Source organism: Streptomyces pluripotens, assembly GCF_000802245.2.
GTDB lineage: Bacteria > Actinomycetota > Actinomycetes > Streptomycetales > Streptomycetaceae > Streptomyces > Streptomyces pluripotens.
Window position 1 is genome coordinate 6,705,589 of the sequence record NZ_CP021080.1, and the last position, 25,288, is coordinate 6,730,876.

Annotated in this window: 21 protein-coding genes and 1 pseudogene; 9 read left to right on the top strand and 13 right to left on the bottom strand. The window is 70.0% G+C overall.

The features are described 5' to 3' along the window. Positions 1-651 precede the first annotated feature (651 nt). The 5 genes from exaC to xylB all read right to left on the bottom strand — a co-directional run bounded on the left by exaC (position 652) and on the right by xylB (position 7,989). A complete protein-coding gene (exaC, locus tag LK06_RS29595; protein ID WP_039652184.1) occupies positions 652-2,175 on the bottom strand; it encodes an acetaldehyde dehydrogenase ExaC in 1,524 nt (507 codons plus the stop codon). A 57-nt stretch (positions 2,176-2,232) separates the two neighbouring features. Continuing rightward, on the bottom strand, positions 2,233-3,543 hold the full coding sequence (locus tag LK06_RS29600) for a GAF domain-containing protein (RefSeq protein WP_039652183.1): 1,311 nt from the start codon (positions 3,541-3,543) through the stop codon (positions 2,233-2,235). Between the two features lie 177 nt (positions 3,544-3,720). Then, positions 3,721-4,320, bottom strand: coding sequence for an N-acetylmuramoyl-L-alanine amidase (locus LK06_RS29605; protein WP_174673953.1), 600 nt, complete (start codon positions 4,318-4,320; stop codon positions 3,721-3,723). 971 nt (positions 4,321-5,291) lie between these two features. Next, positions 5,292-6,500, bottom strand: a complete 1,209-nt coding sequence (locus tag LK06_RS29610; protein ID WP_039652180.1) for an ROK family transcriptional regulator — start codon at positions 6,498-6,500, stop codon at positions 5,292-5,294. Positions 6,501-6,507: 7 nt separating this feature from the next. Next, entirely contained in the window at positions 6,508-7,989 is a 1,482-nt protein-coding gene (xylB, locus tag LK06_RS29615) for a xylulokinase (RefSeq protein WP_052269888.1), read from the bottom strand. 156 nt (positions 7,990-8,145) lie between these two features. Here xylB and xylA point away from each other — a divergent pair, with 156 nt between their 5' ends. Together xylA and LK06_RS29625 are read left to right on the top strand one after the other, a co-directional pair. Then, positions 8,146-9,312 (top strand): xylose isomerase, encoded by a 1,167-nt coding sequence (gene xylA / locus LK06_RS29620; RefSeq protein ID WP_043408455.1) that lies wholly within the window; start codon positions 8,146-8,148, stop codon positions 9,310-9,312. Between the two features lie 736 nt (positions 9,313-10,048). Then, positions 10,049-10,231, top strand: coding sequence for a hypothetical protein (locus LK06_RS29625; RefSeq protein ID WP_039652178.1), 183 nt, complete (start codon positions 10,049-10,051; stop codon positions 10,229-10,231). A 92-nt stretch (positions 10,232-10,323) separates the two neighbouring features. Here LK06_RS29625 and LK06_RS29630 read toward each other — a convergent pair whose 3' ends face one another. After that, the gene (locus tag LK06_RS29630) at positions 10,324-11,166 is read right to left on the bottom strand and encodes a hypothetical protein (protein WP_039652177.1); all 843 of its coding nucleotides are present in this window, start codon (positions 11,164-11,166) and stop codon (positions 10,324-10,326) included. A 524-nt stretch (positions 11,167-11,690) separates the two neighbouring features. Here LK06_RS29630 and LK06_RS29635 point away from each other — a divergent pair. Beyond that, entirely contained in the window at positions 11,691-12,596 is a 906-nt protein-coding gene (locus LK06_RS29635; protein ID WP_039652176.1) for an oxygenase MpaB family protein, read from the top strand. 437 nt (positions 12,597-13,033) lie between these two features. Here LK06_RS29635 and LK06_RS29640 read toward each other — a convergent pair whose 3' ends face one another. Next, the gene (locus LK06_RS29640) at positions 13,034-13,633 is read right to left on the bottom strand and encodes a class I SAM-dependent methyltransferase (RefSeq protein ID WP_039652175.1); all 600 of its coding nucleotides are present in this window, start codon (positions 13,631-13,633) and stop codon (positions 13,034-13,036) included. Between the two features lie 277 nt (positions 13,634-13,910). On the opposite strand from LK06_RS29640, the gene LK06_RS29645 reads away from it, so the two are divergent. Then, complete coding sequence (locus LK06_RS29645; protein WP_039652259.1) at positions 13,911-14,513, top strand: GTP-binding protein; 603 nt, start codon at positions 13,911-13,913, stop codon at positions 14,511-14,513. An 8-nt stretch (positions 14,514-14,521) separates the two neighbouring features. On the opposite strand, the gene LK06_RS29650 is transcribed toward LK06_RS29645, so the two are convergent. Then, the gene (locus tag LK06_RS29650) at positions 14,522-14,950 is read right to left on the bottom strand and encodes a PPOX class F420-dependent oxidoreductase (protein ID WP_039652257.1); all 429 of its coding nucleotides are present in this window, start codon (positions 14,948-14,950) and stop codon (positions 14,522-14,524) included. Positions 14,951-15,041: 91 nt separating this feature from the next. Here LK06_RS29650 and LK06_RS29655 point away from each other — a divergent pair, with 91 nt between their 5' ends. The 3 genes and pseudogenes from LK06_RS29655 (at position 15,042) to LK06_RS34685 (ending at position 16,579) form a co-directional block, all read left to right on the top strand. Beyond that, positions 15,042-15,455, top strand: a complete 414-nt coding sequence (locus LK06_RS29655) for a roadblock/LC7 domain-containing protein (protein ID WP_039652174.1) — start codon at positions 15,042-15,044, stop codon at positions 15,453-15,455. Between the two features lie 600 nt (positions 15,456-16,055). Further along, positions 16,056-16,166 (top strand): annotated as a pseudogene (locus LK06_RS35395) (hypothetical protein); the annotation flags it as partial. Positions 16,167-16,258: 92 nt separating this feature from the next. Beyond that, positions 16,259-16,579 (top strand): hypothetical protein, encoded by a 321-nt coding sequence (locus LK06_RS34685; protein WP_039652172.1) that lies wholly within the window; start codon positions 16,259-16,261, stop codon positions 16,577-16,579. Positions 16,580-16,863: 284 nt separating this feature from the next. On the opposite strand, the gene LK06_RS29665 is transcribed toward LK06_RS34685, so the two are convergent. After that, positions 16,864-17,733: an acyl-CoA thioesterase gene (locus LK06_RS29665; RefSeq protein WP_043408448.1), complete on the bottom strand. Its 870-nt coding sequence runs from the start codon at positions 17,731-17,733 to the stop codon at positions 16,864-16,866. Positions 17,734-17,752: 19 nt separating this feature from the next. Next, the gene (locus tag LK06_RS29670) at positions 17,753-20,266 is read right to left on the bottom strand and encodes a DEAD/DEAH box helicase (protein WP_039652170.1); all 2,514 of its coding nucleotides are present in this window, start codon (positions 20,264-20,266) and stop codon (positions 17,753-17,755) included. A 144-nt stretch (positions 20,267-20,410) separates the two neighbouring features. On the opposite strand from LK06_RS29670, the gene LK06_RS29675 reads away from it, so the two are divergent. Next, positions 20,411-21,205, top strand: a complete 795-nt coding sequence (locus LK06_RS29675) for a metal-dependent hydrolase (protein ID WP_039652169.1) — start codon at positions 20,411-20,413, stop codon at positions 21,203-21,205. Positions 21,206-21,274: 69 nt separating this feature from the next. Here LK06_RS29675 and LK06_RS29680 read toward each other — a convergent pair whose 3' ends face one another. The 3 genes from LK06_RS29680 to LK06_RS29695 all read right to left on the bottom strand — a co-directional run bounded on the left by LK06_RS29680 (position 21,275) and on the right by LK06_RS29695 (position 23,337). Further along, entirely contained in the window at positions 21,275-21,559 is a 285-nt protein-coding gene (locus tag LK06_RS29680; protein WP_043433870.1) for a type B 50S ribosomal protein L31, read from the bottom strand. Positions 21,560-21,599: 40 nt separating this feature from the next. Continuing rightward, complete coding sequence (locus tag LK06_RS29685) at positions 21,600-22,070, bottom strand: DUF5709 domain-containing protein (RefSeq protein ID WP_039652165.1); 471 nt, start codon at positions 22,068-22,070, stop codon at positions 21,600-21,602. Between the two features lie 817 nt (positions 22,071-22,887). Beyond that, entirely contained in the window at positions 22,888-23,337 is a 450-nt protein-coding gene (locus tag LK06_RS29695; RefSeq protein WP_039652164.1) for a MarR family winged helix-turn-helix transcriptional regulator, read from the bottom strand. A gap of 110 nt (positions 23,338-23,447) precedes the next feature. Here LK06_RS29695 and LK06_RS29700 point away from each other — a divergent pair, with 110 nt between their 5' ends. Next, positions 23,448-25,250 carry an ABC transporter ATP-binding protein gene (locus tag LK06_RS29700; protein WP_039652163.1) on the top strand — a complete coding sequence of 601 codons (1,803 nt, stop codon included), beginning with the start codon at positions 23,448-23,450 and terminating at the stop codon, positions 25,248-25,250. Positions 25,251-25,288 lie beyond the last annotated feature (38 nt).

Sequence of the window (25,288 nt, forward strand, 5' to 3'; positions counted from 1 at the left end):
CGCCACCTCCCGGTGGGCCTCGGCACTGGTCCACTCGAAGCGGTCGAGACGCGGGTGCCGTCGGCGCTCAGGAGCAAGTGGGCCGAGAGTGCCCCGAGGCAGCTTCTCTCGCCGGTCGGACAGTTGGCGGTGTTCCCGAACACTCGCCGCCCCCGTCAGCCATGCCGGAACCCGATGTGGTGCCCCATGAACTCGACGACGAGGTCGGGCGAGGCGGCTCGACCGTGGTCTCGAGCCGGTCCCGGGAAGTCGAAGGTGACGTCCGCGACCGCGAGGAGCAGCCCCGCACGACGTCCGGGTGGCGTGGGACTGCGGCGCAGCCGCAGCGATACGCGAAGCCCCCGCCCGTAATCACACAGAAGAGACACGTCACCCGCTGAGAGCCAATCCGACAGTCGGTGCGCGAGTGATGGGACGCATGCCCGGCATTCGATCTGATGCGGTGCCAGGAGGCGTTCTCATGGACTCGCGGCGCTCATGAACGGGCGGCTTGTGGGGTGATGTCGTTCGGCGCAGTTTGGTCCACTGGTCCGGGAGAGACCCCCTTGGGTGTCAGACAGTAGCGCGAAGGCTCCAGTCAATCACAGATTGTAGCCGTTATGTCGGGTTGCCTGGAGCGCAACGATGCCTCCAGGCAACCGAATTTAGGCTCTAGAAGAACCCAAGTTTCTTGGGGCTGTAGGAGCAAAGAACGTTCTTGGTCTGCTGGTAGTGCTCCAGCATCATCTTGTGCGTCTCGCGGCCGATCCCGGACTGCTTGTAGCCGCCGAACGCGGCGTGCGCGGGGTAGGCGTGGTAGCAGTTGGTCCATACACGGCCCGCCTGGATCGCACGGCCGGCACGGTAGGCGGTGTTGATGTCCCGGGTCCACACGCCTGCGCCGAGGCCGTACAACGTGTCATTGGCAGCCTTGATGGCGTCGTCGAAGCCGTCGAAGGAGGCCACCGACACGACCGGCCCGAAAATCTCCTCCTGGAAGATGCGCATCCGGTTGTCGCCCTCGAAGATGGTCGGCTGGACGTAGTAGCCGCCCTTCAGCTCGCCGTCGTACTCGATGCGTTCACCACCCGTCAGGATCCTGGCGCCTTCCTGCCTGCCGATGTCCAAGTAGGAGAGGATCTTCTCCAGTTGGTCATTGGAGGCTTGCGCACCGATCATCGTATCGGTGTCGAGTGGATGTCCCGGCCGGATCTGCCGGGTGCGATCGACCGCTGCCGCCATGAACTCCGCGTAGTGGCCACGTTGGACCAGCGCCCGGGACGGGCAGGTACAGACTTCTCCTTGGTTGAGTGCGAACATCGTGAAGCCTTCCAGCGCCTTGTCGCGGAAGTCGTCGTCGTGCGCCCACACATCGTCGAAGAAGATGTTCGGCGACTTGCCACCGAGTTCGAGGGTGACCGGCTTGATGTTCTCGGAGGCGTACTGCATGATCAGTCGCCCGGTCGTGGTCTCCCCGGTGAAGGCCACCTTCGCCACCCGTGGACTGGATGCCAGCGGCTTGCCCGCTTCGACTCCGAAGCCGTTGACGATGTTCACCACACCCGGCGGCAGCAGGTCCGCGATCAGGCTCATCCAGTAGTGGACGGAGGCCGGTGTCTGCTCGGCGGGTTTGAGGACGACCGCATTGCCCGCGGCGAGTGCGGGCGCGAGTTTCCACGCCGCCATCAGGATCGGGAAGTTCCACGGGATGATCTGGGCGACGACCCCGAGCGGCTCGTGGAAGTGGTACGCCACCGTGTCGTCGTCGATTTCGCCGAGTGACCCCTCCTGCGCCCGGATCGCCCCCGCGAAGTAACGGAAGTGGTCGATCGCGAGCGGGATGTCGGCCGCCAGGGTCTCCCGTACCGGCTTGCCGTTCTCCCAGCTTTCGGCGACCGCCAAGGGTTCCAGACTGGCTTCCATCCGGTCGGCGATCTTCCGCAGGATGTCGGAGCGCTCCGCCACCGGCGTTCGGGCCCAGCCGGGCGCTGCCTCGTGCGCCGCGTCCAGCGCCCGCTCGACGTCCTCTGCGGTGCCGCGCGCGATCTCGGTGAACGGCTGTCCGTTGACCGGCGACGGATTCTCGAAGTACTGACCGCGCAGCGGCGGCACGTACTCGCCGCCGATGAAGTGGTCGTAGCGCGGCTGGTAGGTGACGATCGCGCCTTCGGTGCCCGGCGCCGCGTAACGAGTCATACTGCTCTGCCTTCCCGGTCAAGCGCTGCCCGCCGTTGGACAGCTCCCGGCGTGAGGCTAGACGGGCGGACGTTGCGAGTACGTTGCACCGCAGGCCCGGGTCCGCGCCCGATCGTCCGGCGCTGCCGTCAGCTCGGCCTCCAGCACGTCGAGCCGGGCCCGCACCGGAGCCGTGGGGCGCACCTGGGCGAGCGCTCGCCACACCTCGGTGTCGTCCTCGCCCCAGGGCGTGTGAGCCCAGTCCGTCAGCAGGTCGGGGTCCCGATGGGCGATCAGTGCGCTCCGCAGCCCGGAAGTGAGGCGGTTGCGCAGCCGTACGACCGCCGGAGCCTGTGAACCGGGCAGCAGCGGACCGGCGTACACCTCGGTCGCGGCGGTGAGCGCGCCCGCCTCCAGTCGCCGCTCCACCACCGTGACGTCCGACTCGATGGCGACCGAAAGCCGGTACGGCCGTGACACGAGCAGTCCGGGACCCAGCAGTCGGCGCAATCGCGCCAGTTCGGCACGCAGGGTCACCGGGGTCACCGAATCGTCCGCGTACAGGGCGCACAGCAACTCGTCACCGGTGAGCCCCTCCGGATGCAGGGAAAGCAGCACCAGGATCTCGCTGTGCCGGCGGCTGAGCCTGATCCGCCGTCCGTCCAGGACGAGTTCGGCCTCGTCCCGGCCCAGCGCCCTCACCATCGGCATGTCCCCCGCGCGGCGCGTCGGCGTGAGCAGTGCGAGTTGTGCTTCTGCGGCTCGCGCCACTGCCTGCACGAAGCCGAGACTGTGCGGATGCGCCAGGCCGTCCCCGCCCGTGATGTCCACGGCGCCCAGCACTCGGCCCGTGCGCGGGTCGTGCACCGGGGCGGCGGCGCAGGTCCACGGTTGCACCCGCCGTATGAAGTGCTCGGCGGCGAACACTTGCACCGGCCGGTCCACGGCGACCGCGGTGCCTGGCGCGTTGGTGCCGACCGCGGTCTCTGACCAGCGTGCCCCGGGCACGAAGTTCATCCCGTCCGCCCGGCGCCGGGTTGTCGGATGGCCCTCGACCCAGAGCAGCCGCCCGTGCGCGTCGCACACGGCCAGGAGGTGCTCGCCGTCCGCGGCGAACGTGCCCAGCAGTTCTCGGATCAGAGGCATCACCTGAGCCAGTGGATGCTCGGCACGGTAGGTGCCGAGGTCGCCGCCGGTCAGCTCCACGCTGGCGGCTCCGTCCGGCCCGACACCGGCCCGTGCGCTGCGCCGCCACGACTCCGCTACCACCGGCCGGACCGGGCGCGGCACCGTGCCCGCCGAGGTGAACGTCTCGTACGCGCGACGCAGCGCCCGGACGCGTTCGGCGGGGTCAGCCCCCGCTTCCAGGGCCACCCACGGATCGGTCAACTCTGCCTCCCTGAAAAGTGAAGGAGCAGCGATATGGCCGGGACCATCCTCACTCACAGTGTTCGCGCGGACAACCAGTTCGACGTCGGTTCGACGCCAGTTCGACGTCGGTTCGACGCCGGATCCGTGCCGGTTCCCTGCAGGTTCCGCGTCCACCCGGAAAGCACCGGTCGGCTGTTAGGCGAAATTGACGAGTCTGATGTAGCGGACCCAGTCCCAGTCCGGTCCGGGGTCGGTGTGGTCGGAGCCGGGCACCTGATAGTGGCCGATGATGTGTTCCCGGTCCCGGGGGATGCCGTACCTGGCACAGATCGCCGCGGTGAGCTGTGCCGACTGTTCATAGAGGGCGTCGGTGAAGTAGGTGGGCCGGTCCACCCACCCCTCGTGTTCGATGCCGACGCTGCGGGTGTTGTAGTCCCAGTTCCCCGCGTGCCAGGCGATGTCGGTCTCGTGCACGCACTGGGCGATGTGCCCGTCGGCTGAGCGAACCACGTAGTGTGCGGAGACCCTCTTCTGCGGGTTCATGAAGATCGCCAGTGTGTCGCCGTACGTCTCCTGCGTCACATGGATGATCACTCGGTCGACGGTATAGCTGAGGGGGCGGTCTGACGCGGTGGAATTGGACGTGCTGGCCGGCTGCCATTCGGCGGTCGGGTAGTCGACGACCCCGCTCTGCGCGACGGCGCGCGAGCCCGAGAACAGGACACCGGGGACGGCAGCGACGGCAGTGCCCGTCAAGAGCCGTCGCCTGCTCAGAAGGGGCTTCGATCGGTCCATGTCCATCGTCGAGTGCCTTTCTCGGGCGTCGGAGTGCGGGCCTGAACGGGGTGCGGGCGTGACGCGGCGCGGGCGCGGCTGGGGTGAGGGCATGCCGGGGTGGGGGAGCGCGAGGGCGTGCGGGGCCACGGCAGCACACCTGGCACGGGGACGGCTCGCCCAGGGGCGCGCGATCGGCCGCGGGTGAGCCTGCGCATGCCGGTCGACTCCCGCGCGGATGGCCGTTCTTCGCGGAACTCGGCCGCACGTGTGGATGTCGTGGCGCACGGGTTGGCCCGCTGCGGTCCGCCGGCCCGGGTGGCGAACCCACACGCTTCCAGCTCATCGACCGCGTGGTCGCTCACCGGCCCGGCCCGCCGCGCGACCCCATCCCTCGGGTCCGTCGAATGGCGGGGAGACCGCTTGAACCGTTTCCTCCGGGATTGCCGACGGAGTTGCGGCTGCTGGGGTCGCTTGCCCCGGCCCGGCCGCCGTCAGCGGCCCGGGGAGGAACGAGGTCCTGCCGAGTTCTGGTCACAGCAGATGCCGTACAGGCTTGACGGCGGCACGGTGGACGACCCGCCGTTTGCGGACCTGCCTACCACTCGATCGGGGGAGCCTGGACGAGCGCGGACGAGCCCGGACCGCCCATCAGACAGGGGCGGCCAGAGCTGGGCTGTGTGGCACGGGGCTCCGGCCGACGACAGCCGCCGCCGTCTCATCCGGGAGCCGCCGCCGGCCGATCGAGGCGTCGGCGGCTGGGGCTTCGCGTCACCACCATCTACGGAGGCGGAGTCACCGGGCTGCCGCGGGTGCCCGGCACTCGGGCCGCCCCGACCGTAACGCAGCAGGAGGAGGCAGCCTGCTCGTCCAGCATCTGCACGCACGAGGCGAGCAGCGCCCGCGGCTGAGTCGTGATCCATTGCGCACGTGGTGTCCAGCCGGTCACGCGATCTCCAGACAACGCAAGACCAAGATCCCGCCGAGCGGTGTCAGGGGCGTTCCGCGACCACCGTCGGATCGTCCAGTACGGCCCGGACGACCGAATGTGCCGCACCCAGCAACGGGCCCTGCGGGCCCAACCGGGACACCGCCACTGGGCAGACCGGGCCCGCCGCGCGGCCGGTCAGTTCCGTCTGCAGTGAGGGCAGTAGCCACGGTGACAGATCGGACAGGGCACCGCCCAGGACCACCGTCTCGGGATCGAGCAGATTCACCGCTCCGGTCAGGGCGACGCCGAGCGCCGTACCGGCGTCCCGCAGGGCTACGCGAACGTTCTCATCCCCCTCCTCGGCCCGCCCCGCCAGCTGGTCCACCAGATCCTCGCCGGGTTCCAGCCCCGCCGCACGCAGTACGGCCTCCTCGCCCGCATACTGCTCCAGGCATCCGCGGCCCCCGCAGGGGCACGCACGCCCGTCCGGCCGCACGGGTACGTGGCCCAGCTCGCCCGCGAATCCCCGGGTTCCGCGCAGCAGCCGGCCGTCCACCACGACCGCTGCACCGATGCCTATCTCGGCGGAAACGTGCAGGAAGTCGCGCGGGGTGCCCTCGCCGAGCCACAACTCGGCGAGGGCACCGAAGTTGGCCTCGTTGTCCACCGTGAGCGGCAGATTCCCGGGGAACAGGGCGCCGAGGTCCGCGTCGTGCCAGCCGAGATTCGGGGCGCGCACGACCGTCCGTCCGTCCCGCGCCACCAGTCCTGGCACCGCGACCGCGAGACCTGCGGGCCACAGGCCCTCTCGTTCCGCCTCCTCGGCGACCGAGTGGACCAGCGCAACCAGCTCCTTGGCCACCTGCTGCGGCGACCGCCCCCGGTTGGCGCCGTGCCGTACGGCCCTGGCTCGGACCACACCGCGCAGATCGACCGTGCACACCGCGAGGTGATCGACACCGATCTCTGCTCCGATCCCGGCCGGACCGCGGCCGCTCACGGCGAGTGCCGACCCGGGCCGGCCCACCCGCCCCGGCCGCTCCGGGCCCAGTTCCTCCAGCAGTCCCCATCGGATCAGATCGTCCACCAGAGTGGACACCGCCGCCCGCGTCAGACCTATGCGGGAGGCTGTCGCGGCCCGTGAGAGCGGCCCCTCGGCGCTGACGGCGTGCATCACCCGGGCAAGATTGCGCCGGCGCATCCCCTGCTGGGTGTCCGGCAGGGCACGGTCGGTCCCGGGGGCGCGCTCCTCGTGCAGTGGTGAGGTCATGCCTGCGTCATTCCTCGTGTCTGGGGTTCAACGCCGCGTGTGCGGCCAGGCCTTCCGCACCGTGCTCCAGCAGCGGGGCCGCGCCGGAGAGTACCCCGGTGATGCGCTCCAGCGTCTGCCCGTCCCGCTCCACGGCCTCCAGCACCGGGCCCGCGGCCGTGTTCCAACGGCGGGCCACAGCCGCCGGGTCCTCCCCGGTCAGTAGGCCGGCCGCCTGTGCTGCCGCCCCCATGGCGACCAGCTCCCGTGTCTCCGGGACCTGTACGGGCCGCCCCGACAGCCGGTGCACGGTGTGCTGCCAGGCGGCGCCCCGCGCCCCGCCGCCGATCAGTAGCACAGGGGTGCTGCGGTCGGCATCCGCGTCGAGGAGCAGGTCGAGGGCGCCGAGCAACGCGTGCACCGCGCCGTCGTACGCGGCCTGCAGCAACTGGCCCGCCGTCGTGTCGTGGCGCAACCCGTACAACAGGCCTGAGGCGTTCGGCAGGCCGGGCGTGCGCTCACCATCCAGATACGGCAGCAGCGTCACGGAACCGCCGGGCTCCACACCCTCCCGGTCCAGGCCCAGCAGGGCTGCCACCCGGTCCACGGCGAGCGTGCAGTTCAGCGTGCAGGCCAGTGGCAGCCAGTCCCCCCGCGCGTCGGCGAATCCCGCTACCGTGCCGGTCGGATCGGTCGGGCGGTGCTTCGATACGGCGTACACCGTGCCGGACGTACCGAGGCTGAGTACCGGGGTGCCAGGCCGCAGTCCGAGGCCCAGCGCCGCCGCCGCGTTGTCCCCGGTACCGGGGGCCACCAGGGTGCCTTTGGAGAACGGCAGGTCGTGGCTGTCGCGCACCGTGCCCGCCACCTCTCCGGGCCGTACCACCCGGGGCAGCAGCGCCGGGTCCAGCCCGACGTGGGCGAGCGTTTCCGCGTCGTACGACTCCGTCCTCGACGCCCACCAGCCGGTGCCGGAGGCGTCGCCGCGATCGGTCGTGCCCTGTCCGGTGAGGCGCTCGGTGAGGTAGTCGTGGGGGAGGCGTACTGCCCTCGTCGCCCGGGCTGCCTCCGGCTCGTGTTCGGCCAGCCACGCCCACTTGGTGACCGTGAACGACGCCCCCGGCACGCTGCCGGTGCGCTCCGCCCAGGCCTTCGGGCCTCCCAGCTCCCGAACCAGGCGGCGGGCCTGCGGTGCCGAACGGACGTCGTTCCACAGGAGCGCCGGACGTACCGGCTCGCCGTGCCCGTCCAGGGTGACCAGACCGTGCTGCTGGCCGCCGACCGACACGGCGGCCGCCTCGTGTGCCGCGTCGCCGCACTGGCGCAGTGCCTCGTGCAGGGCGTCCCACCACTGACGTGGATCACTCTCCCGGGCCACTCCGCAGGACACGGTGTGCGGCGCCCGGCCGCTCGCCACCACCTGTCCGGTGGCCGCGTCGACGACCAGTGCCTTGGTGGACTGGGTGGATGCGTCTACGCCGACGACGAGCGGACCCTCGGCTGCTGACATCGGGCTCTCCATCCTCCGAGGCTCTGTGGGGCGAGGGGTTCTCGCCCCTTCCCAGGGGTGTGCTCGCATACTAATTTGTAAAGGGCCATGACGAAATAGTCAGACGCAGTAGCCACGCAGCAGTCATGCAGCAGTCATGCAGCAGGGAGTCGCGGTATGAGTTATCGACCCACCCCAGAGGACCGGTTCACCTTCGGCCTGTGGACCGTCGGCTGGCAGGGAAGGGACCCGTTCGGCGAGGCGACCCGCCGTGCCCTCGATCCGGTCGAGACGGTGCAGCGCCTGGCCGAGCTCGGCGCCTACGGGGTGACCTTCCACGACGACGACCTGGTCCCTTTCGGTTCCTCGGCCGCTGAGCGCGAGTCGCGCGTCAAGCGCTTCCGCCAGGCGCTGGACAGCACCGGCATGACGGTCCCGATGGCCACCACGAACCTTTTCACCCACCCCGTCTTCAAAGACGGCGCGTTCACCGCCAACGACCGCGACGTGCGCCGCTACGCACTGCGCAAGACGGTCCGCAACATCGACCTGGCGGTCGAGCTGGGTGCGAGGACGTACGTCGCCTGGGGCGGTCGCGAAGGCGCCGAGTCCGGTGCCGCCAAGGACGTGCGCGCGGCCCTGGACCGCATGAAGGAGGCCTTCGACCTCCTCGGCGAATACGTCACGTCCCAGGGGTACGACATCCGCTTCGCCATCGAGCCGAAACCGAACGAGCCGCGCGGCGACATCCTGCTGCCCACGGTCGGGCACGCGCTGGCGTTCATCGAACGCCTGGAGCGCCCGGAACTGTACGGCGTCAACCCCGAGGTCGGTCATGAGCAGATGGCCGGCCTGAACTTCCCGCACGGCATCGCACAGGCCCTGTGGGCGGGCAAGCTCTTCCACATCGACCTCAACGGCCAGTCCGGCATCAAGTACGACCAGGACCTGCGGTTCGGCGCCGGCGACCTGCGGGCGGCTTTCTGGCTCGTCGACCTCCTGGAGAGCGCCGGGTACGAGGGGCCCCGGCACTTCGACTTCAAACCGCCGCGGACCGAGGACCTCGACGGGGTATGGGCGTCGGCGGCCGGCTGCATGCGCAACTACCTCATTCTGAAGGAGCGTTCGGTCGCCTTCCGGGCGGACCCCCAGGTCCGGGAGGCGCTGCACGCCTCGCGGCTGGACCAGCTGGCTCAGCCGACCGCGGCAGACGGCCTGCAGTCCCTGCTCGCCGATCGTACGGCCTTCGAGGATTTCGGCCTGGAGGCCGCTGCGGCACGTGGCATGTCCTTCGAGCGGCTCGACCAGCTGGCGATGGACCACCTGCTGGGCGCGCGGAGCTGAACGTCCTCGCGCTCGGGCGGCTGTGCGCGCGCCGATTGGGTGAAGGCGGGCCGGTTGGGGCCACGGTCAGTCACCGTCCCGAACTCGCCCTTGCGGCCTGCCGGGTAGATGCCTCTGCCGATGACACCCGGCTTCACCCCCGTGGTCGTCGTCCACGGTTCCGGACAGTTGCGTGTTGCTGAACGCGCGAGCGGGATCTCACCAGGGGACGCCGTACGGATGACGCGGTGCACCGCTGAGCGGTGCACGTGTGCGCGCCGATGGAGCGCAGCGCTCGCGTGGGTCGCTGCGCAAGGGTTCTCCAGCCGCTGGGGGACGCCAGCCGCCGCCCACGCCACGGGGAACCCGGTGAGCTGTCCGGCGTCCTGGCGGCACACCGTGCGGTAACGGGCCGGTGCGGACCCTTCGCCTCCGCCGCTGCGACCCGCCCGCGGCCACGATACTGAGCAGGCCGGAGGGTGGCGCCGTGGGGCTGTGTACAGCTCTGCGGCAGTCACCGGACTCGACTACTCGGCCGGAGCCTTCGGCAGATGCCGCCCCAGAACGCCGAAATCCGGGTGACGAGAGCTGCCGTCCGTCGTGCCGGGCCGGGGAACCGGCGGCACCATTAGGGGGTGTCTCAGGGATGCCTCAGGGTCGGCGTCCGGAACCGCAGGGAGCGGGCGGCCGTTCTCAGAGCAGAGAGCGGCAGAGACCGTGAAGAGAACGGCAGAGACTGCAAGAGGAGGCGACGCTCATGTCCATGAACGCAAAGATCGCCGTGGGGGGTGTGGCGGTCGGGCTGATCCTGCTGATATGGCTGCCCTGGTGGGTGACGTTCTTGATCGTTGTGGGGGTTCCGGTGGCCGCCTACCTGGCACTGGACCCCTCGCAGCGACGCAGGCTCCGCAGGGCCGCCCGCAAGGAGATCGGCCGCTGAGGCACGGTGCAGGGTGGGGATGCTCGCTGGGCCCCCGGCGGGCTCCCGGTCACGGGGCCTGCCCCGCCGTGATGAGAACGGCGCCCTGGAGGTCACTCGGGCCGCGCCGCAAGCCTGTCGAGTGCCTCCAGCAGGCCCGGCAGTCTGGGGCCCCGTCCGATCGGCCGGACCTCGCCCGGTTCCTCATCCAACAGTACGAACGCGATGTCGTCGGTGCGGGCCACCATCGACCAGCCCGGACCGTCGACGCGCAACGTACGGGCGCCGGGCGAGGCGAACGACGAGCGCACCCGGCCGGGCGGCGGTGGCGAGTCGACGTAGGCATGTGCCTCTGCGAGTACCCGCTGGACACCCTGATGGCCGCCCTTTGAGGTGCTCCGCTCGCCCTGCGGAGCGGGCTCCGCGCCCTTCGCGGGCGTTCTTGGCGCGGAGAAGTCGTCATCGTTGATCTGCTCCCGCCACACGGCCCACTGCAGCGCGATCTCGTCTGCGCCGAGACGCCGCTGGGCGGGCCCCCAGGAGCCGGTGTCCGGCGGGCTCAGCGGAGGCTGGCCGGCCACCTCGGGCGGAGGGTCGTGCGGCGCGGGAATGCCCGGCGCCGCCACCGCGACCGCCAGAGGCCACCCCGGCAGGGCCGCCACGACCGCGCTCTCGTCCGGCGACAGGTCGTACTCCATGCCACAGTCCCAGGAGGCGATCGCCACGGCGACCAGCGATACGTCGTCGATGGCGACGGTCCAGCGGGCCCCGTTGCCATCCTGACCCAGCACCAGGCCGTAGCCGTCGGCACGTGGCGCAAGTCCCAGCGCCGAGCAGGCTTCCGGGTAGTCGTCGCCCAGCACGCTCGGAAACTGCGCAGGTGTCAGTAGCAGCGCCGTCAGTACGTACAGCGCATCGTCTGCGGCGGCGCCGGCCTCATCGTTCATCCCGGCCACCCCAGCCTCCCCAGTGGTTTGTCCGACGGCGCGCACCCTAGTGCGAGGAGAAGGCTGTTGTCACGACTCCCCACCCGCGCGGAGCTGTAGATGCCCCGCTGTACAGGGGCGAAACGGTCAGGGCGGGCCGGGCGGCGTCGTGCGGACCGCGACCGGACTCGGACATCCTGAGCCGTTGAGGCCGGCGACTTCCGCTCGCGGGCCCGCGCGACTACCCGCCGTGCGGGGCGGTTCGCCGGTCCGGCCCCCGACGCCCCGGGCACCACCGAGGAAGCTGCTTCCCCGGGCGGTTCCCGTTCGTTCCGCGCACCCCGGCGCACAGCGGTCCGCCCATGTGAGCGGGCAACGCGCAGGCCGTGACGCAGCACGTGCCGGCCGGAGGACAGTCCGGCGGTGTGTGCGCGGATCATGCCGAAGGCGTGGACCGCACTCCCCCCGAACGGGGTCACCGAAGATCGCTCACCTGCCGACCTTCGAAGTAGAGTTGGGGCGGCAGGAGGTCGGCGGCGGGAGGGGAGGACGCGGTGAAGCGTTTCGAGCGACTGGGGCAGATCCGTCGACTGGACCCGGTGGCGGACGCGTGGGAGATCTACCGGCTCAGCGTGGCGTTCGAATTCCCCTGGGACTACACGCGCGCCCTGGAACTGGCCCTCTACCGCACGTACGCCGTGCCGAGCATCGGGCGGTTGCTCGCGCGGACCGCGGAGCTGACCGAGCGCTCGCAGAAGCGCTACGACGACACCGCCCTGCTCCTCGACACCGTCCTGGAACACGGCTTCGCCGGCGAGGAAGGACGCACGGCGATCCGCCGCATCAATCAGATGCACCGCAGTTACGACATCAGCGACGACGACATGCGTTACGTGCTCAGCACGTTCGTCGTGATGCCCCGGCGCTGGATCGACACCTACGGCTGGCGGCGGCTGTCCCGGCACGAGGTCGTCGCCTCTGCCGAGTACTACCGCACCCTCGGCCGCCACATGGGCATCCCCGGCATCCCGGACACCTACGAGGAGTTCGAAGCGCTCCTTGACGCCTACGAGGAGGCCCATTTCGGCCGGGACGAGCAGGCGCGGCAGGTCTCCGACGCCACTCTCGCCCTGATGACGTCCTGGTATCCGCGTCCCCTGGCGCCGCTGCTGCATACGGCGACGCTCGCCCTGCTCGACGAGTCGCTGCTGCGTGCCTTCCGCTATCCGGTGCCCGGTGCTGCCACCACCGCGTGGGTGCGCCGCGCCGTACGGACGCGTGGCCGGCTCGTCCGGCTGCTGCCACCGCGCCGCACCCCGCACTTCGCGCGCCAGAACTGGGAGATCAAGGGGTACCCGAACGGCTACCAGGTGGCCGACCTGGGCACCCGCCCGGTTCCCGGGCTGCGCGGCTGCCCGGTACGCCACCCGGACAACTCAGCGACCGGCGCCGCCGAGTGAGGCGATGGGTGTCGCGCAGCCAAGCGAGTCCCACCCGGCTCATCGCACGGGAGACGGTGAGAACGTCAAGCCGGACGGGGTCGTCCCTCTTCCCGGCGCGTAGCGGCCGGTCGCCTTCGTAGCTCGTCGGCCCGCCACGAACGGCCCGGCCGGCGTCCCGGCAGGGCCGCCTGGGCGGCGAGGTCTCCAGATACCGGGGAACGCGGGCGGAGTGAACCGCCTGTTCTTGCCAGTGGTCTTGCGCCGCCCCGACTCGCCCAGCGGGCGCTTCAGTCCGCGCCCAGGCGAACCTCGGTGTACGGCGCGCGCCGCCACAGCGCCGGGGGCGGCGGCGCGCACCATCGGTCCGGCCTTCTCCAGACTTTCGACCGCCGGATGGAGCGTGCTCCCAGCAGCGGGCCGTAAACGGCCGGTGAGCGCGGTGGTGCGGCACGATGTCAGCCCTCGCGCACCGCGAGCACGAGGAAACGTGCCTCCTCGTCTGTATAGGACGTCATGCGCCATCCCGAACGGGCCAGGACAGGGCCGAGGCTGGCCTCGGCCCGCAGGTCGTCGGGCGCGATCTGGCGGCCCTGGCGTGCCGCCAGGGCCGCGCGGCCGACGGGGTGGAACAGTGCGAGCCTGCCACCCGGCCGCACCACGCGGGCCACTTCCCTCAGGTTGTCCACCGGGCGCGGCAGATGCGAGATCAGGCCGGCTGCGAAAACGGCGTCCAGGGACCCGGATCGCAGCGGCAGCGCGCCCACGTCCGCGAGCAGCAGCCACCCGTCGCGGTCCCGGCCCGCCCGTACTGCGGCCTCCAGCATCGCCGGGGTCAGATCGGCACCGAGCACTACTCCCGATGGGCCCACCGCGGCCCGCAGCGGCGGCAGGGCGCGTCCCGTGCCGCACCCCGCGTCCAGCACGCGGTCACCCGCCTGCAGCCCGAGGTCGGAGACGGCAGCCGCGTAGGCGGGCCCGTCGTCGGGGAACCTGCGGTCCCAGTCGGCCGCCCGGGCGGCGAAGAACTCCTGGACATGCGTGTGGTCGTCACTCATGTTCCGCATGATCCCGCACCGAAGTGCGGGGCGCCTCGGTGTGCGCACCGGGTCGTCGCTGGGTCGCGAGCGCCGGGGATGAACATTCCGGACAACTGCCGGACATCGCGCTGCGTTCCGCACCGTGCTCGTTGTGCCACCGATTGGACGCGAACCGGTCACATCAGGTGCGTTTCGGTCCAACCACCTCCAGGTGTGCCCGCGTTGTCATGATGCTGACTCCACGCCCGGACTGCCCGGACGTCGACCGCAACCGGCCCTCCCGAGAGAAGTGATCATGGTCTCCGAGTACTCCGACGCCGTCGGCGACACCTCCGCCCTGGCTCTGAAGATACTGGTCGCGGGCGGATTCGGTGTCGGGAAGACGACCTTGGTCGGGGCCGTGAGCGAGATCCAGCCGCTGCGCACCGAGGAACTGCTCAGTCGAGCCGGTCAGCTCGCGGACGACACCGACGGCGTGGACCACAAGGTGACCACGACGGTCGCCATGGACTTCGGGCGCATCACGATGCGCTCAGGCCTGTCCCTGTACCTCTTCGGCACACCGGGGCAGGACCGCTTCTGGTTCCTGTGGGAAGAGTTGTCCCGGGGAGCGCTCGGTGCCGTGGTCCTCGCGGACACCCGGCGCCTGGAGGACTGCTTCCCCGCCGTCGACTACTTCGAGCACCGGCGCATCCCGTTCGTGGTGGCCGTCAACTGCTTCGCGGGAACCCGCACCTACGGCGCTCACGAGGTCTCCCTCGCTTTGGACCTCGACCGTGGCACGCCGGTGGTGCCGTGCGACGCGCGCGACCGGGAATCGGGCAAGGAGGTGCTGATCCGGCTGGTCGAGTACGCCGGGCGGATGCACACCGCCCGGCTCCTGAACTCGGTCGGCTGACGGGCCGCTCAGGCCGCCAGATCCTTCACGGCCACCACCTTGTCGATGGTGACGCGTACCAGCAACTCCCCAGGAACGGCGTTGCGCGCGCCGTACTCCTCGGCGTGCTCCTCACCCATGTACCGGGCGGCGATCCGGGAGGCCCAGAGGCGTACCTCGTCCAGGTCCTCCGACAGCCGGGCGCGGCCGTTTAGCGTCACGAAGTGGAATGGCGGCCTATCGTCGTCCACGCACAGAGCGACCCGCCCGTCACGGACCAGATTGCGCCCCTTCACGGTGTCCAGGCCGGTGTTGAAGACCAATTCGTCCCCGTCCAGCAGGAACCAGACCGGAGCCACATGGGGGCTCCCATCGGCGCGAACGGTGGACAGCTTGCCGGTTCGGGTGCCCTCGGAGAGGAACGTCCGCCATTCCTCGTCGGTCATCTTCTGTGCCATGTGTCCATCCTGCTTGCCCGGACGGCGGCCGTGGGGAAGGCTGGCGGAGAGTTCCTCCAGCCAGGGGGAGACACCGTACGGGGAGTAGGACATGGCCCAGAACCAGGGACTCGGCTGGCTCCTGGACGATCTGACCGAGCGGGTGGACCACGTGCGCCACGCGCTGGTCCTGTCGAACGACGGGCTGGTCACCGGAGCCAGCACGGGCCTGCGCCGGGAGGACGCCGAACATCTGGCCGCCGTGGCATCCGGGCTGCACAGTCTGGCCAAGGGGTCGGGGCGCCACTTCGGCGCGGGTGGCGTGCGCCAGACCATGGTCGAGTACGACGACGCCGTGCTGTTCGTCGCCGCGGCCGGTACCGGCAGTTGCCTGTGTGTGTTCAGCGGGGCCGAGGCCGACATCGGTCGGATCGCCTATGAGATGACCTTGCTCGTCAATCGCGTCGGCGAACACCTCGGTGTGGATGCCAGACAACCCGATCGGACCCCCATCGCAGACGTCTGAACGGGGAAGCTTCCCCAAGCCGGGAGTTATCCACAGGTGCGGCGCGAGCTACCGCAATGTGGTTACGGTGTGTGCACGGCGAACGCAGACGGCGTGCGCCATCGACTCCACGGGGGAGTACCGCCATGCCGGCGAGCACCATCAGCCCATCCGACCTCCGTCGTCTGCGTCCCCGGGGAGCGCTTTCCCTGAATCCGGCCGCGGACGAGGCGAGTTCGACCGCGCCGCGCACCCCGGTCGCTGCCGGACCGTGCTCCGCGAGGGAGGGGAGGGGCCCACCGCGATGCGGGGCGCCACGGTGACGGAACGGGTCCTGGCCGGCGCCGACACCGTGTTCCACCTCGCCGCGGCACACGGCGGCTGAGGCTACGTCGACCTGCACCAGGCGGCCTGCGCGGAGAACCTCTACCTGGACGGCCTCGTCTTCCGCACCGCGCTGAACTCCGGTGTCCGCAAGGTGGTGTTCGCCTCCTCGGGATGCGTCTGCCCCTTGCGCCTCCAGCGCGACCTCAGCGCGACCTCAGCGTGGACCTGCTGTTCACCGAGGATCTGGCGGGCCCGCTGTACGACGCCGACGGCATGTACGGACACGCCAAGCTGATGGGCGAGCTCACTCTGCGCGCCCTGCATCAGGAACACGGCTTCAAGGCCGCTTCCTGCCGCTACTTCACGATGCACGGCCCGCGCGGCATCGAGAACCACGCGGTCATCGCGATGATGGCCCGGGCCCTGATCCGGCAGAACCCCTTCGAGATCTGGGGCGACGGCACCAGGTGCGAAACTGGACATGTGCCGACGACATCGTGTCGGGCACCATCTTGGCCGGCCACACCGGACGCTGTCCGGCACTGGCGGCCATGCGCGCCGCCGGCCACGAGGCGGTGTTCGCCGCGGACCCGATCGGGGAACCGGAGATCGAGCGGACTGCCGAACGTTACGCCGGCGCCCCGCGGATCCACCACGTCGGCCCGCTGCTGTGGGACCCCGACTTGGACGGTGTATTCGGCCGCCGACTTGATTCGTTCGGCACGCCCGACGAGGTCCGGGTTTATCTCTCGGTCGGCGGGCGGCGCAGTCTCGGCCGTCGAGACGGCCTCGGCCGCCGTCGGCGCCGCAGACGGTGAATCCTGGGCGCTGCTGCTCGCCACCGGCCACGCGCCCGGCTCGACCTCGGTGCCGCCCGGTGCCCGGGTCCTGCTACACCGCTTCGGCGGTCTGCGGGCCGCGTCGGACTGGTTGGACGTCGTCGTCTGCCACGGCGGCCACAGCACCGCGCTGGCCGGGCTGCTCGCCGGCAGGCCCGTCCTCGTCATCCCACCCGGAGGTCGTCTACCGCACGGTCGGAGACACCGATGCCTTGGGTGGCGGGGTGTGACATGGGTCAGTTGAGTATCGGTAAAACCCCAAGTCAGCCCAGCTTGCGGAACAGCCCCTCTTGCACTACGGACACGATCAGCTGCCCCTGGAGGTTGTAGAGGCGGCCCCGGGCCAGACCGCGGCTGCCCACCGCGATCGGGGACTCCTGGTCGTACAGGAACCACTCGTCCGCGCGGAACGGCCGGTGGAACCACATGGCGTGGTCCAGCGAGGCCATGTCGAAGTTCCTGGTGCCCCAGAGAGGCTCCACCGGAATGCGGACCGCGTCCAGCAGGGTCATGTCACTGGCGTAGGTCAGTGCGCACGTGTGGACCAGCGGGTCGTCACCGAGCGGCCCGACCGCGCGCATCCATACGGCGCTGCGCGGCTCGGCGCCCTCGATCTCCTCGGCACTCCAGCGCAGCCGGTCGACGTACCGGATGTCGAAGGGCTGGCGGCGCGCCATCCGTTCCCACTGCTCCGGCAGGGCCCCGAGATGCTTGCGGAGCTCCTCCCTCACCGTGGGCAGCGACTCCGGATCGGGCACCACCCGGGCCGGCGGCAGCTGATGTTCGAACGGACCTTCCTCGGGCTTGTGAAAGGAGGCGGTCAGATTAAAGATCGTGCGGCCCTGCTGCACAGCCGTGACCCGACGCGTCGTGAACGACCGGCCGTCACGGACCCGTTCCACCTGGTACACGATCGGCACGCCGGGCCGGCCCGGGCGCAGGAAGTACGCGTGCAGCGAGTGGACCGGGCGGTCACCGTCCGTGGTGCGGCCCGCAGCAACCAGTGCCTGGCCCGCCACCTGGCCTCCGAAGACCCTCTGTAGGGATTCCTGCGGGCTTCGGCCACGGAAGATGTTGACGTCGATCTGTTCCAGGTCGAGCAGGTCGACCAGTCTCTCGGCCGGGTTCGTCATCGGCGGCGTTCTCCGTTGCTCACAGTTGGCCGACCGCGGTGACCCGGACTACTGCACGGCCCTCGGCGTCCGAGGCCGCGAGGTCGATTTCCGCGCTGATGCCCCAGTCGTGGTCGTCATGGGGGTCGTCGAAGATCTGGCGGGCGCGCCAGAGACCGTGCTCCGGCTCTTCCTCGATGATCAGCAGTTTGGGACCGCGAGCATCCGGACCGGTGCCGAGGTCGTCGTACTCGTCCCAGTACTTGTCCATCGCCTCGCCCCAGGCGTCGGCGTCCCAGCCGGAATCGGCGTCCATCTCACCGAGCTCCTCGACCTGGTCCAGCGCGGCCAGCTCCACCCGGCGGAACATGGCATTGCGGACCAGGACTCGGAAGGCGCGGGCGTTGGCGGTGACCGGCTTGACCTCGTCGGCTTTCTCCTGGGCCTCCTCGGCGGTCATCTCCTCCGGATTCGCGAGCTGCTCCCACTCGTCCAGCAGACTGGAGTCCACCTGGCGGACCATTTCGCCGAGCCACTCGATCAGATCCTGCAGGTCCTCGGACTTCAGGTCGTCCGGGATGGTGTGGGCGAGGGTCTTGTAGGCACTGGCGAGGTACCGCAGCACGATGCCCTCGGTGCGGGCCAGTTCGTAGAAGGCGACCAGCTCCGTGAACGACATCGCCCGTTCGTACATGTCCCGGACGACCGACTTGGGCGACAGCGGGTGGTCGCCGACCCACGGGTGGCTCCTGCGGTAGGTGTCGTACGCGTGGAAGAGCAGTTCCTCCAGCGGCCTCGGGTAGGTGATGTCCTGGAGGCGCTCCATGCGCTCCTCGTATTCGACGCCGTCCGCCTTCATCGCGGCCACGGCCTCACCACGCGCCTTGTTCTGCTGGGCGGCGAGGATCTGCCGCGGGTCGTCCAAGGTCGACTCGACCACGGACACCATGTCCAGGGCGTACGAGGGCGACTCGGGGTCGAGGAGCTCGAAGGCGGCGAGCGCGAACGTGGACAGTGGCTGGTTGAGCGCGAAGTCCTGTTGAAGATCGACCGTGAGTCGGACGATGCGTCCCTCGGCGTCGGGCGTGTCGAGCTTCTCCACGATTCCGCCGTCCAGCAGCGAGCGGTAGATCGCGATCGCTCGGCGGATGTGCCTGAGCTGCTGTTTGCGCGGCTCGTGGTTGTCCTCCAGGAGGTGGCGCATCGCCTCGAAGGCGTTGCCCGGGCGGGCGATCACCGAGAGCAGCATGGTGTGTGTCACACGGAACCGTGAGGTCAGTGGCTCCGGCTCCGAACCGATCAGTTTCTGGAAGGTGTTCTCCGTCCAGGCGACAAAACCTTCCGGCGCCTTCTTGCGCACCACCTTGCGGCGCTTCTTCGGATCATCGCCCGCCTTCGCCAGCGCCTTCTCGTTCTCGATGACGTGCTCGGGCGCCTGCGCCACGACCAGTCCGGCCGTGTCGAAGCCCGCCCGTCCGGCCCGCCCCGCGATCTGGTGGAACTCGCGGGCGCGCAGGGTGCGTACCCGGCTGCCGTCGTACTTGGTCAGGGCCGTGAACAGCACTGTACGGATGGGCACGTTGACGCCTACACCCAGTGTGTCCGTGCCGCAGATGACCTTCAGTAGACCGGCCTGCGCGAGCTTCTCCACCAGGCGCCGATACTTGGGCAGCATGCCGGCGTGGTGCACGCCGATGCCGTGCCGGACGTAACGGGAGAGGTTACGGCCGAACTTGGTGGTGAAGCGGAAACTGCCGATCAACTCGGCGATCTGGTCCTTCTCCTCGCGCGAGCACATGTTGATGCTCATCAGCGCCTGCGCCCGCTCCACGGCCTGCGCCTGTGTGAAGTGCACGATGTAGACGGGGGCCTGCTTGCTCTCCAGCAGATCGGTGAGCGTCTCGGTGAGCGGGGTGAGCTTGTACGCGTAGGACAGCGGCACCGGGCGGGTCGCGGAGCGGACCACCGAGGTGGGGCGACCCGTGCGACGGGTCAGGTCCTCCTCGAAGAAAGATACATCACCCAAAGTGGCAGACATCAGGATGAACTGCGCTTGGGGGAGTTCCAGCAGCGGAATCTGCCAGGCCCAGCCTCGATCGCCCTCGGCATAGAAGTGGAACTCGTCCATCACGACCTGACCGACATCGGCGTGCTTGCCGTCGCGCAGTGCGATCGACGCCAGTACCTCGGCGGTACAGCAGATCACGGGCGCGTCCGCGTTCACGGAGGCGTCCCCAGTGAGCATGCCGACGTTCTCGGTCCCGAAGAGCTTGCACAACTCGAAGAACTTCTCCGACACCAGCGCCTTGATCGGGGCCGTGTAGAAGGTGACTTCGTCCCGGGCCAGTGCAGCGAAGTGCGCTCCGGCGGCGATCATGCTCTTGCCGGAGCCAGTGGGTGTGGAGACGATCACGTTCGCCCCCGAGACCACCTCGATCAGCGCCTCCTCTTGGTGGGGATAGAGCGTGAGACCGCGCTCCAGCGCCCATGACTCGAAGGCTTCGTACAGGGCGTCGGGGTCGGCGGTCGGAGGCAGCTGATCGATGAGGGTCACGCCCCCATCTTGCCTGGCCTTGTCCTTGAGAGGGGAATCGGCTGCGGGTGTGAAGATCACGGCCGCTACGCTGTGTCGCCGGCACGGCGTCAGCGCACCGGGTCAACTGGGCAGCGGCACACGAGGAATGGGGCGGGAACGGTCATGATGGGACCAGCACACTCACTGTCGGGGGCCGCGGCCTGGCTCGGCGTCGGAGCGGCCGTCGCCGCAGCAGGGCACCCGATGCCCTGGCCGGTCCTCCTCTCCGGCGCCTTGATCTGCGCCGGTGCTGCGCTTGCCCCGGACCTCGACCACAAGGCGGCCACCATCTCGCGCGCCTTCGGGCCGGTCTCCCGCTGGCTCTGCGAGATCGTGGACAAACTGTCGTACGCGGTCTACAAGGCGACCAGGAAACAGGGGGACCCACGCCGTTCCGGAGGTCACCGCACGCTGACGCACACATGGTTGTGGGCGGTACTGATCGGCGCAGGCTGTTCCGCGATCGCGGTCACAGGTGGCCGCTGGGCGGTGTTGGCGGTCCTCTTCGTGCACATGGTGCTGGCGATCGAGGGCCTGCTGTGGCGTGCGGCACGTGGCTCCAGCAGCGACGTCCTGGTCTGGCTGCTGGCAGCGACCAGCGCGTGGATCCTCGCGGGGGTGCTGGACAAGCCAGGCCATGGCTCCGACTGGCTGTTCACCGCGCCCGGGCAGGAGTACCTGTGGCTGGGCCTGCCGATCCTGCTGGGCGCACTGGTGCACGACATCGGGGACGCGCTGACCGTGTCCGGCTGCCCGATCCTCTGGCCGATCCCGGTGGGCCGCAAGCGCTGGTACCCCTTGGGGCCGCCGAAGGCGATGCGGTTCCGGGCGGGCAGCTGGGTCGAGCTGAGGGTACTCATGCCTGTGTTCATGCTGCTGGGTGGAGTGGGGGGTGTGGCGGCCCTCAACGTGATCTGACCCTACGAACCCCAGACGGGGCGCCGCACGTCCCGAGTTGTCACGGGCTACCCGGGCTTCCGCTCCGGGTCAGGTCGCCTCGCCCGACTCCGCCCGGCCGTACCGGCGCTCGAACCGGGCGACGCGGCCCTCGGCGTCCACCGTTCGGGCCCTGCCCGTGTAGATTCGGGCCCTGCCCGTGTAGAAGGGATGACTCTCGGAGGAGATCTCCACGTCGATCACCGGGTAGGTGTGGCCGTCGTCCCACTCAATCGTCTGCTGGCTCTGCGCCGTGGACCGGGTGAGGAAGGCGTATCCGGCGGCGCGGTCGCGGAAGACCACGGGGTGGTAGCTGGGCTGCTTGTCCTGCTGCACGGCGGCTCCTCGTGCCGGTGGTCGGGCAGGGGCGTGCGGGTCAGCCGGACGAGGAATCGTCGTCGACGATGTGCATGGCGGCCTCCTCCGCGGAGGCGGCGGCACCGTCGATGCCGACGTCGGTGGCGACGAGGGCGGCTTCCTCGTCCTCGTGAGCTCCCTCATCAGGAGCCACCAGCCGACCCGAGCGGAGGCCACCGACCTCGTTGTCGAGGAGTTCGCCGTCGGTGCCGTCGCAGTCACCGATGCCGTCGCCTGCGGGCGTGGCGAGGTCAGGCAGCTCTTCGGCCAGACGCTGGTCCAGGGTCTCGCCCGCCTTGCGTTCGGTAGCCGTCACCCCCACGTGTTCCACCGCCCACGGCCGCTCAGGAGGGGACCAGCCGCGGTCGAGCGGGTCAGCGACGCCGTCGGAGTCCAGCGTGTCCTCGGCGTCGAGCACCCCTGTGTCCTCCCGAACCTCCGAGGGATCGGGCTGATAGACGTCGTCCCCCCAACCGTCGGCGCTGTCCACGAGTACCTCCAGGTGGTGAGGACGGCCGCGCACCCCGAAACGGGTGGCGGGCCGCCGGCATGCCCGAGACGGGTACGCCGCGCGAACCGGTGGCGTTCCCGGGCGCTTCCCGAAGCGGTGCCGATTTCCAGACTTCCACCCCGACTCGGGACCGCGCAACGCCACGGGCCCCGCTCGGGGCCCGTGCCACCGTGCAGGGCCGCACCGGGCACCCCGGGCGCCGACCGGCGCAGGCGGGCTGTTGTACGCCCCGCATGACGACACAGCCCGGGCGTTCCCCGGTCCCCTGCCCCCTCCGTCGCCCGCTCGGGCCGGGGGCACCTCGCCCGAGCCGAGCAATGTCGTCATGACGGGGCGCGGAATGACGGGGTGCGGATCGGCAGCCGGGGCTCAGGCCCCGCCTCGCCGGGCGAACCCACCCGCTCCGCGGGCGAGGGTGAACGCCTCGGCCTTCGGTCACAGCCCGGCCACCGGGGGTGGGGGACGGCGAAGAACCGAGCCCAAAGCCCCCGGTGTCCGGGTTCGACCGATGTGTACGAGGCATCGTTGCGAGGTGGGCCGGTTCACCGGAGAACACCGTCCCGCGCGGTCGGCGGCACGTGGTCGGCACGTCGACCGGGCGCTATCGGCTGTACGGCTCGTCCGGCTGCCACGACCACTCGCTGACCAGCGTTCAAGGAGTGGTCGAGGAGGACCGCATCCGCTGCTGAGCCGGGTGGCGCGGGTAGCGTGCGGAGTGTGCCGCGAACCGCCGCGGCTGCGGGCACGGGCTCCCCGCACGTACACCGCGTCCCGCTCCGCACGCAGCGCACAGCCGTCAACAGGGCTGGACGGCATCCCCGTCGATCAGTGTGTCCAGCAGCACGCCGAGCACCTGGCGTTCCTTCTCCGTCAACGGAGCGAGAATCTCCTCGGCGGCGGAACGGCGTGCGCCGCGCAGCTCGCGCAGGGTCGCGCGCCCCTCGTCCGTCAGCTCGATCCGGGTCACGCGCCGGTTCGCCGGATCGGGCGCCCGGCGCACCTTGCCGCTCGCCTCCAGCCCGTCGACCAGCGTCGTCACCGCGCGCGGTACGACCTCGAGGCGCTCGGCGAGGTCGGCCATGCGCGGGGGCGAGCCGTAGTGCGCGAGGGTGCGCAGCAGCCGGGACTGCGCCGGGGTGACGTCCAGGTCGCGCTGTGTCATGTGGCGCTTCTGGATGCGGTGCACCCGGCGGGTGAGCCGCAGCAACTGCTCGGCGAGCAGGCCGTCGGGGTCAGGGGTGGTCATGCGGGAACAATATCAGGATGCCATTCATTGTGAGTATAGGTAACAATGAACTCAGGTCCGTCCGTCGTCGGCCTGCCCTGACCGGCGTCCGCTCACTTCCGTAGGAGCCCATGCATCCCGATCGTGAACCCTCCTGGACCCCGCCTGCCGATGCCGGGGAGCATCCGCGGCAGGTGCGCCGCATCCTGAGCCTCTTCCGCCCCTATCGTGGACGACTTGCGATCGTCGGCCTCCTGGTCGGCGCGTCCTCGCTGGTCTCGGTGGCCACACCGTTCCTCCTGAAGGAGACGCTGGACGTCGCGATCCCGCAGGGCCGCACCGGTCTGCTGAGCCTGCTTGCGCTCGGCATGATCCTCAGCGCCGTCCTCTCCAGTGTCTTCGGCGTGCTGCAGACGCTGATCTCGACCACCGTCGGCCAGCGCGTCATGCACGACCTGCGCACCGCCGTCTACGGCCGGCTGCAGCGCATGTCACTGGCCTTCTTCACCCGCACCCGCACCGGTGAGGTGCAGTCCCGCATCGCCAACGACATCGGTGGGATGCAGGCGACCGTCACCTCCACCGCGACCTCCCTGGTCTCCAACGCCACCAGCGTCGTGGCCACGATCGTGGCGATGGTCGCCCTCGACTGGCGGCTCACGATCGTGTCGCTGCTCCTGCTGCCGGTGTTCGTGTGGGTCAGCCGCCGCGTCGGCAGGGAGCGGAAGAGGATCACCACGCAGCGGCAGAACCAAATGGCGGCGATGGCCGCGACCGTCACCGAGTCGCTCTCCGTCAGCGGCATCCTGCTCGGCCGCACCATGGGGCGCTCCGACTCCCTCACCGCCTCCTTCTCCGAGGAGTCCGAGCGTCTGGTCGGACTGGAGGTGAGGTCGAACATGGCCGGCCGCTGGCGCATGGCCGTGATCACGATCGTCATGGCCGCGATGCCTGCCGTCATCTACTGGACCGCCGGCCTCGCTCTTCAGCTCGGCGGGCCCGAGGTCTCCCTCGGTACCATCGTCGCCTTCGTCTCGCTCCAGCAAGGCCTGTTCCGCCCTGCCGTGAGCCTCCTCGCCACTGGTGTCCAGGTGCAGACCTCGCTCGCACTCTTCCAGCGCATCTTCGAGTATCTGGACCTGCCCATCGACATCACCGAGCGCGACCAGCCCGTCCATCTCGACCGGATCAAGGGCGAAGTGCGCTTCCAGGACGTTGAGTTCCGCTACGACGGCAAGGGCGGACCGGTGCTCGACGGCATAGACCTCGTCGTCCCGGCCGGCGGCAGCCTCGCCGTCGTCGGGTCGACCGGCGCCGGTAAGTCCACGCTCGGCCATCTGGTGCCCCGCCTCTACGACGTCACCGGCGGTCGCGTCACCCTGGACGGCGTGGACGTCCGCGACCTCGACTTCGACACCCTCGCCCGCGCGGTTGGCGTCGTCTCGCAGGAGACGTACCTCTTCCATGCCTCGGTCGCCGAGAACCTCCGCTTCGCCAAGCCGGACGCCACCGAAGAGGAGCTGCACTCGGCCGCCAAGGCAGCGCAGATCCACGACCACATAGCCGCACTGCCCGACGGCTACGACACGGTCGTCGGGGAACGCGGTCACCGATTTTCCGGCGGCGAGAAGCAGCGCCTCGCCATAGCCCGGACCATCCTGCGCGACCCGCCGGTCCTCATCCTCGACGAGGCGACCAGTGCGCTCGACACCCGGACGGAAGCGGCCGTCCAGCAGGCCATCGACGCCCTGTCCGCCGGACGTACGACCCTCACCATCGCCCATCGCCTGTCCACCGTTCGAGGTGCTGATCAGATCGTGGTGCTGGATTCCGGGCGAGTTGCCGAGCGCGGCACGCACCAGGAGTTGTTGGAAGAGGGCGGGCGCTACGCGGCTCTGGTGCGCAGGGACGCGCGGCTGGAATCGGTCGCCTGAAGTCGGGAGGGCGAGCCGGAGTCGGAATCGGACGCGGA

What these genes read in the sequence shown, in the direction of transcription:
- exaC (WP_039652184.1), bottom strand. Translation starts at nt 2,175, where the DNA reads ATGACTCGTTACGCGGCGCCGGGCACCGAAGGCGCGATCGTCACCTAC.
- LK06_RS29605 (WP_174673953.1), bottom strand. Translation starts at nt 4,320, where the DNA reads ATGGACCGATCGAAGCCCCTTCTGAGCAGGCGACGGCTCTTGACGGGC.
- LK06_RS29610 (WP_039652180.1), bottom strand. Translation starts at nt 6,500, where the DNA reads ATGACCTCACCACTGCACGAGGAGCGCGCCCCCGGGACCGACCGTGCC.
- xylB (WP_052269888.1), bottom strand. Translation starts at nt 7,989, where the DNA reads ATGTCAGCAGCCGAGGGTCCGCTCGTCGTCGGCGTAGACGCATCCACC.
- xylA (WP_043408455.1), top strand. Translation starts at nt 8,146, where the DNA reads ATGAGTTATCGACCCACCCCAGAGGACCGGTTCACCTTCGGCCTGTGG.
- LK06_RS29625 (WP_039652178.1), top strand. Translation starts at nt 10,049, where the DNA reads ATGTCCATGAACGCAAAGATCGCCGTGGGGGGTGTGGCGGTCGGGCTG.
- LK06_RS29640 (WP_039652175.1), bottom strand. Translation starts at nt 13,633, where the DNA reads ATGAGTGACGACCACACGCATGTCCAGGAGTTCTTCGCCGCCCGGGCG.
- LK06_RS29645 (WP_039652259.1), top strand. Translation starts at nt 13,911, where the DNA reads ATGGTCTCCGAGTACTCCGACGCCGTCGGCGACACCTCCGCCCTGGCT.
- LK06_RS29650 (WP_039652257.1), bottom strand. Translation starts at nt 14,950, where the DNA reads ATGGCACAGAAGATGACCGACGAGGAATGGCGGACGTTCCTCTCCGAG.
- LK06_RS29655 (WP_039652174.1), top strand. Translation starts at nt 15,042, where the DNA reads ATGGCCCAGAACCAGGGACTCGGCTGGCTCCTGGACGATCTGACCGAG.
- LK06_RS29665 (WP_043408448.1), bottom strand. Translation starts at nt 17,733, where the DNA reads ATGACGAACCCGGCCGAGAGACTGGTCGACCTGCTCGACCTGGAACAG.
- LK06_RS29675 (WP_039652169.1), top strand. Translation starts at nt 20,411, where the DNA reads ATGATGGGACCAGCACACTCACTGTCGGGGGCCGCGGCCTGGCTCGGC.
- LK06_RS29695 (WP_039652164.1), bottom strand. Translation starts at nt 23,337, where the DNA reads ATGACCACCCCTGACCCCGACGGCCTGCTCGCCGAGCAGTTGCTGCGG.
- LK06_RS29700 (WP_039652163.1), top strand. Translation starts at nt 23,448, where the DNA reads ATGCATCCCGATCGTGAACCCTCCTGGACCCCGCCTGCCGATGCCGGG.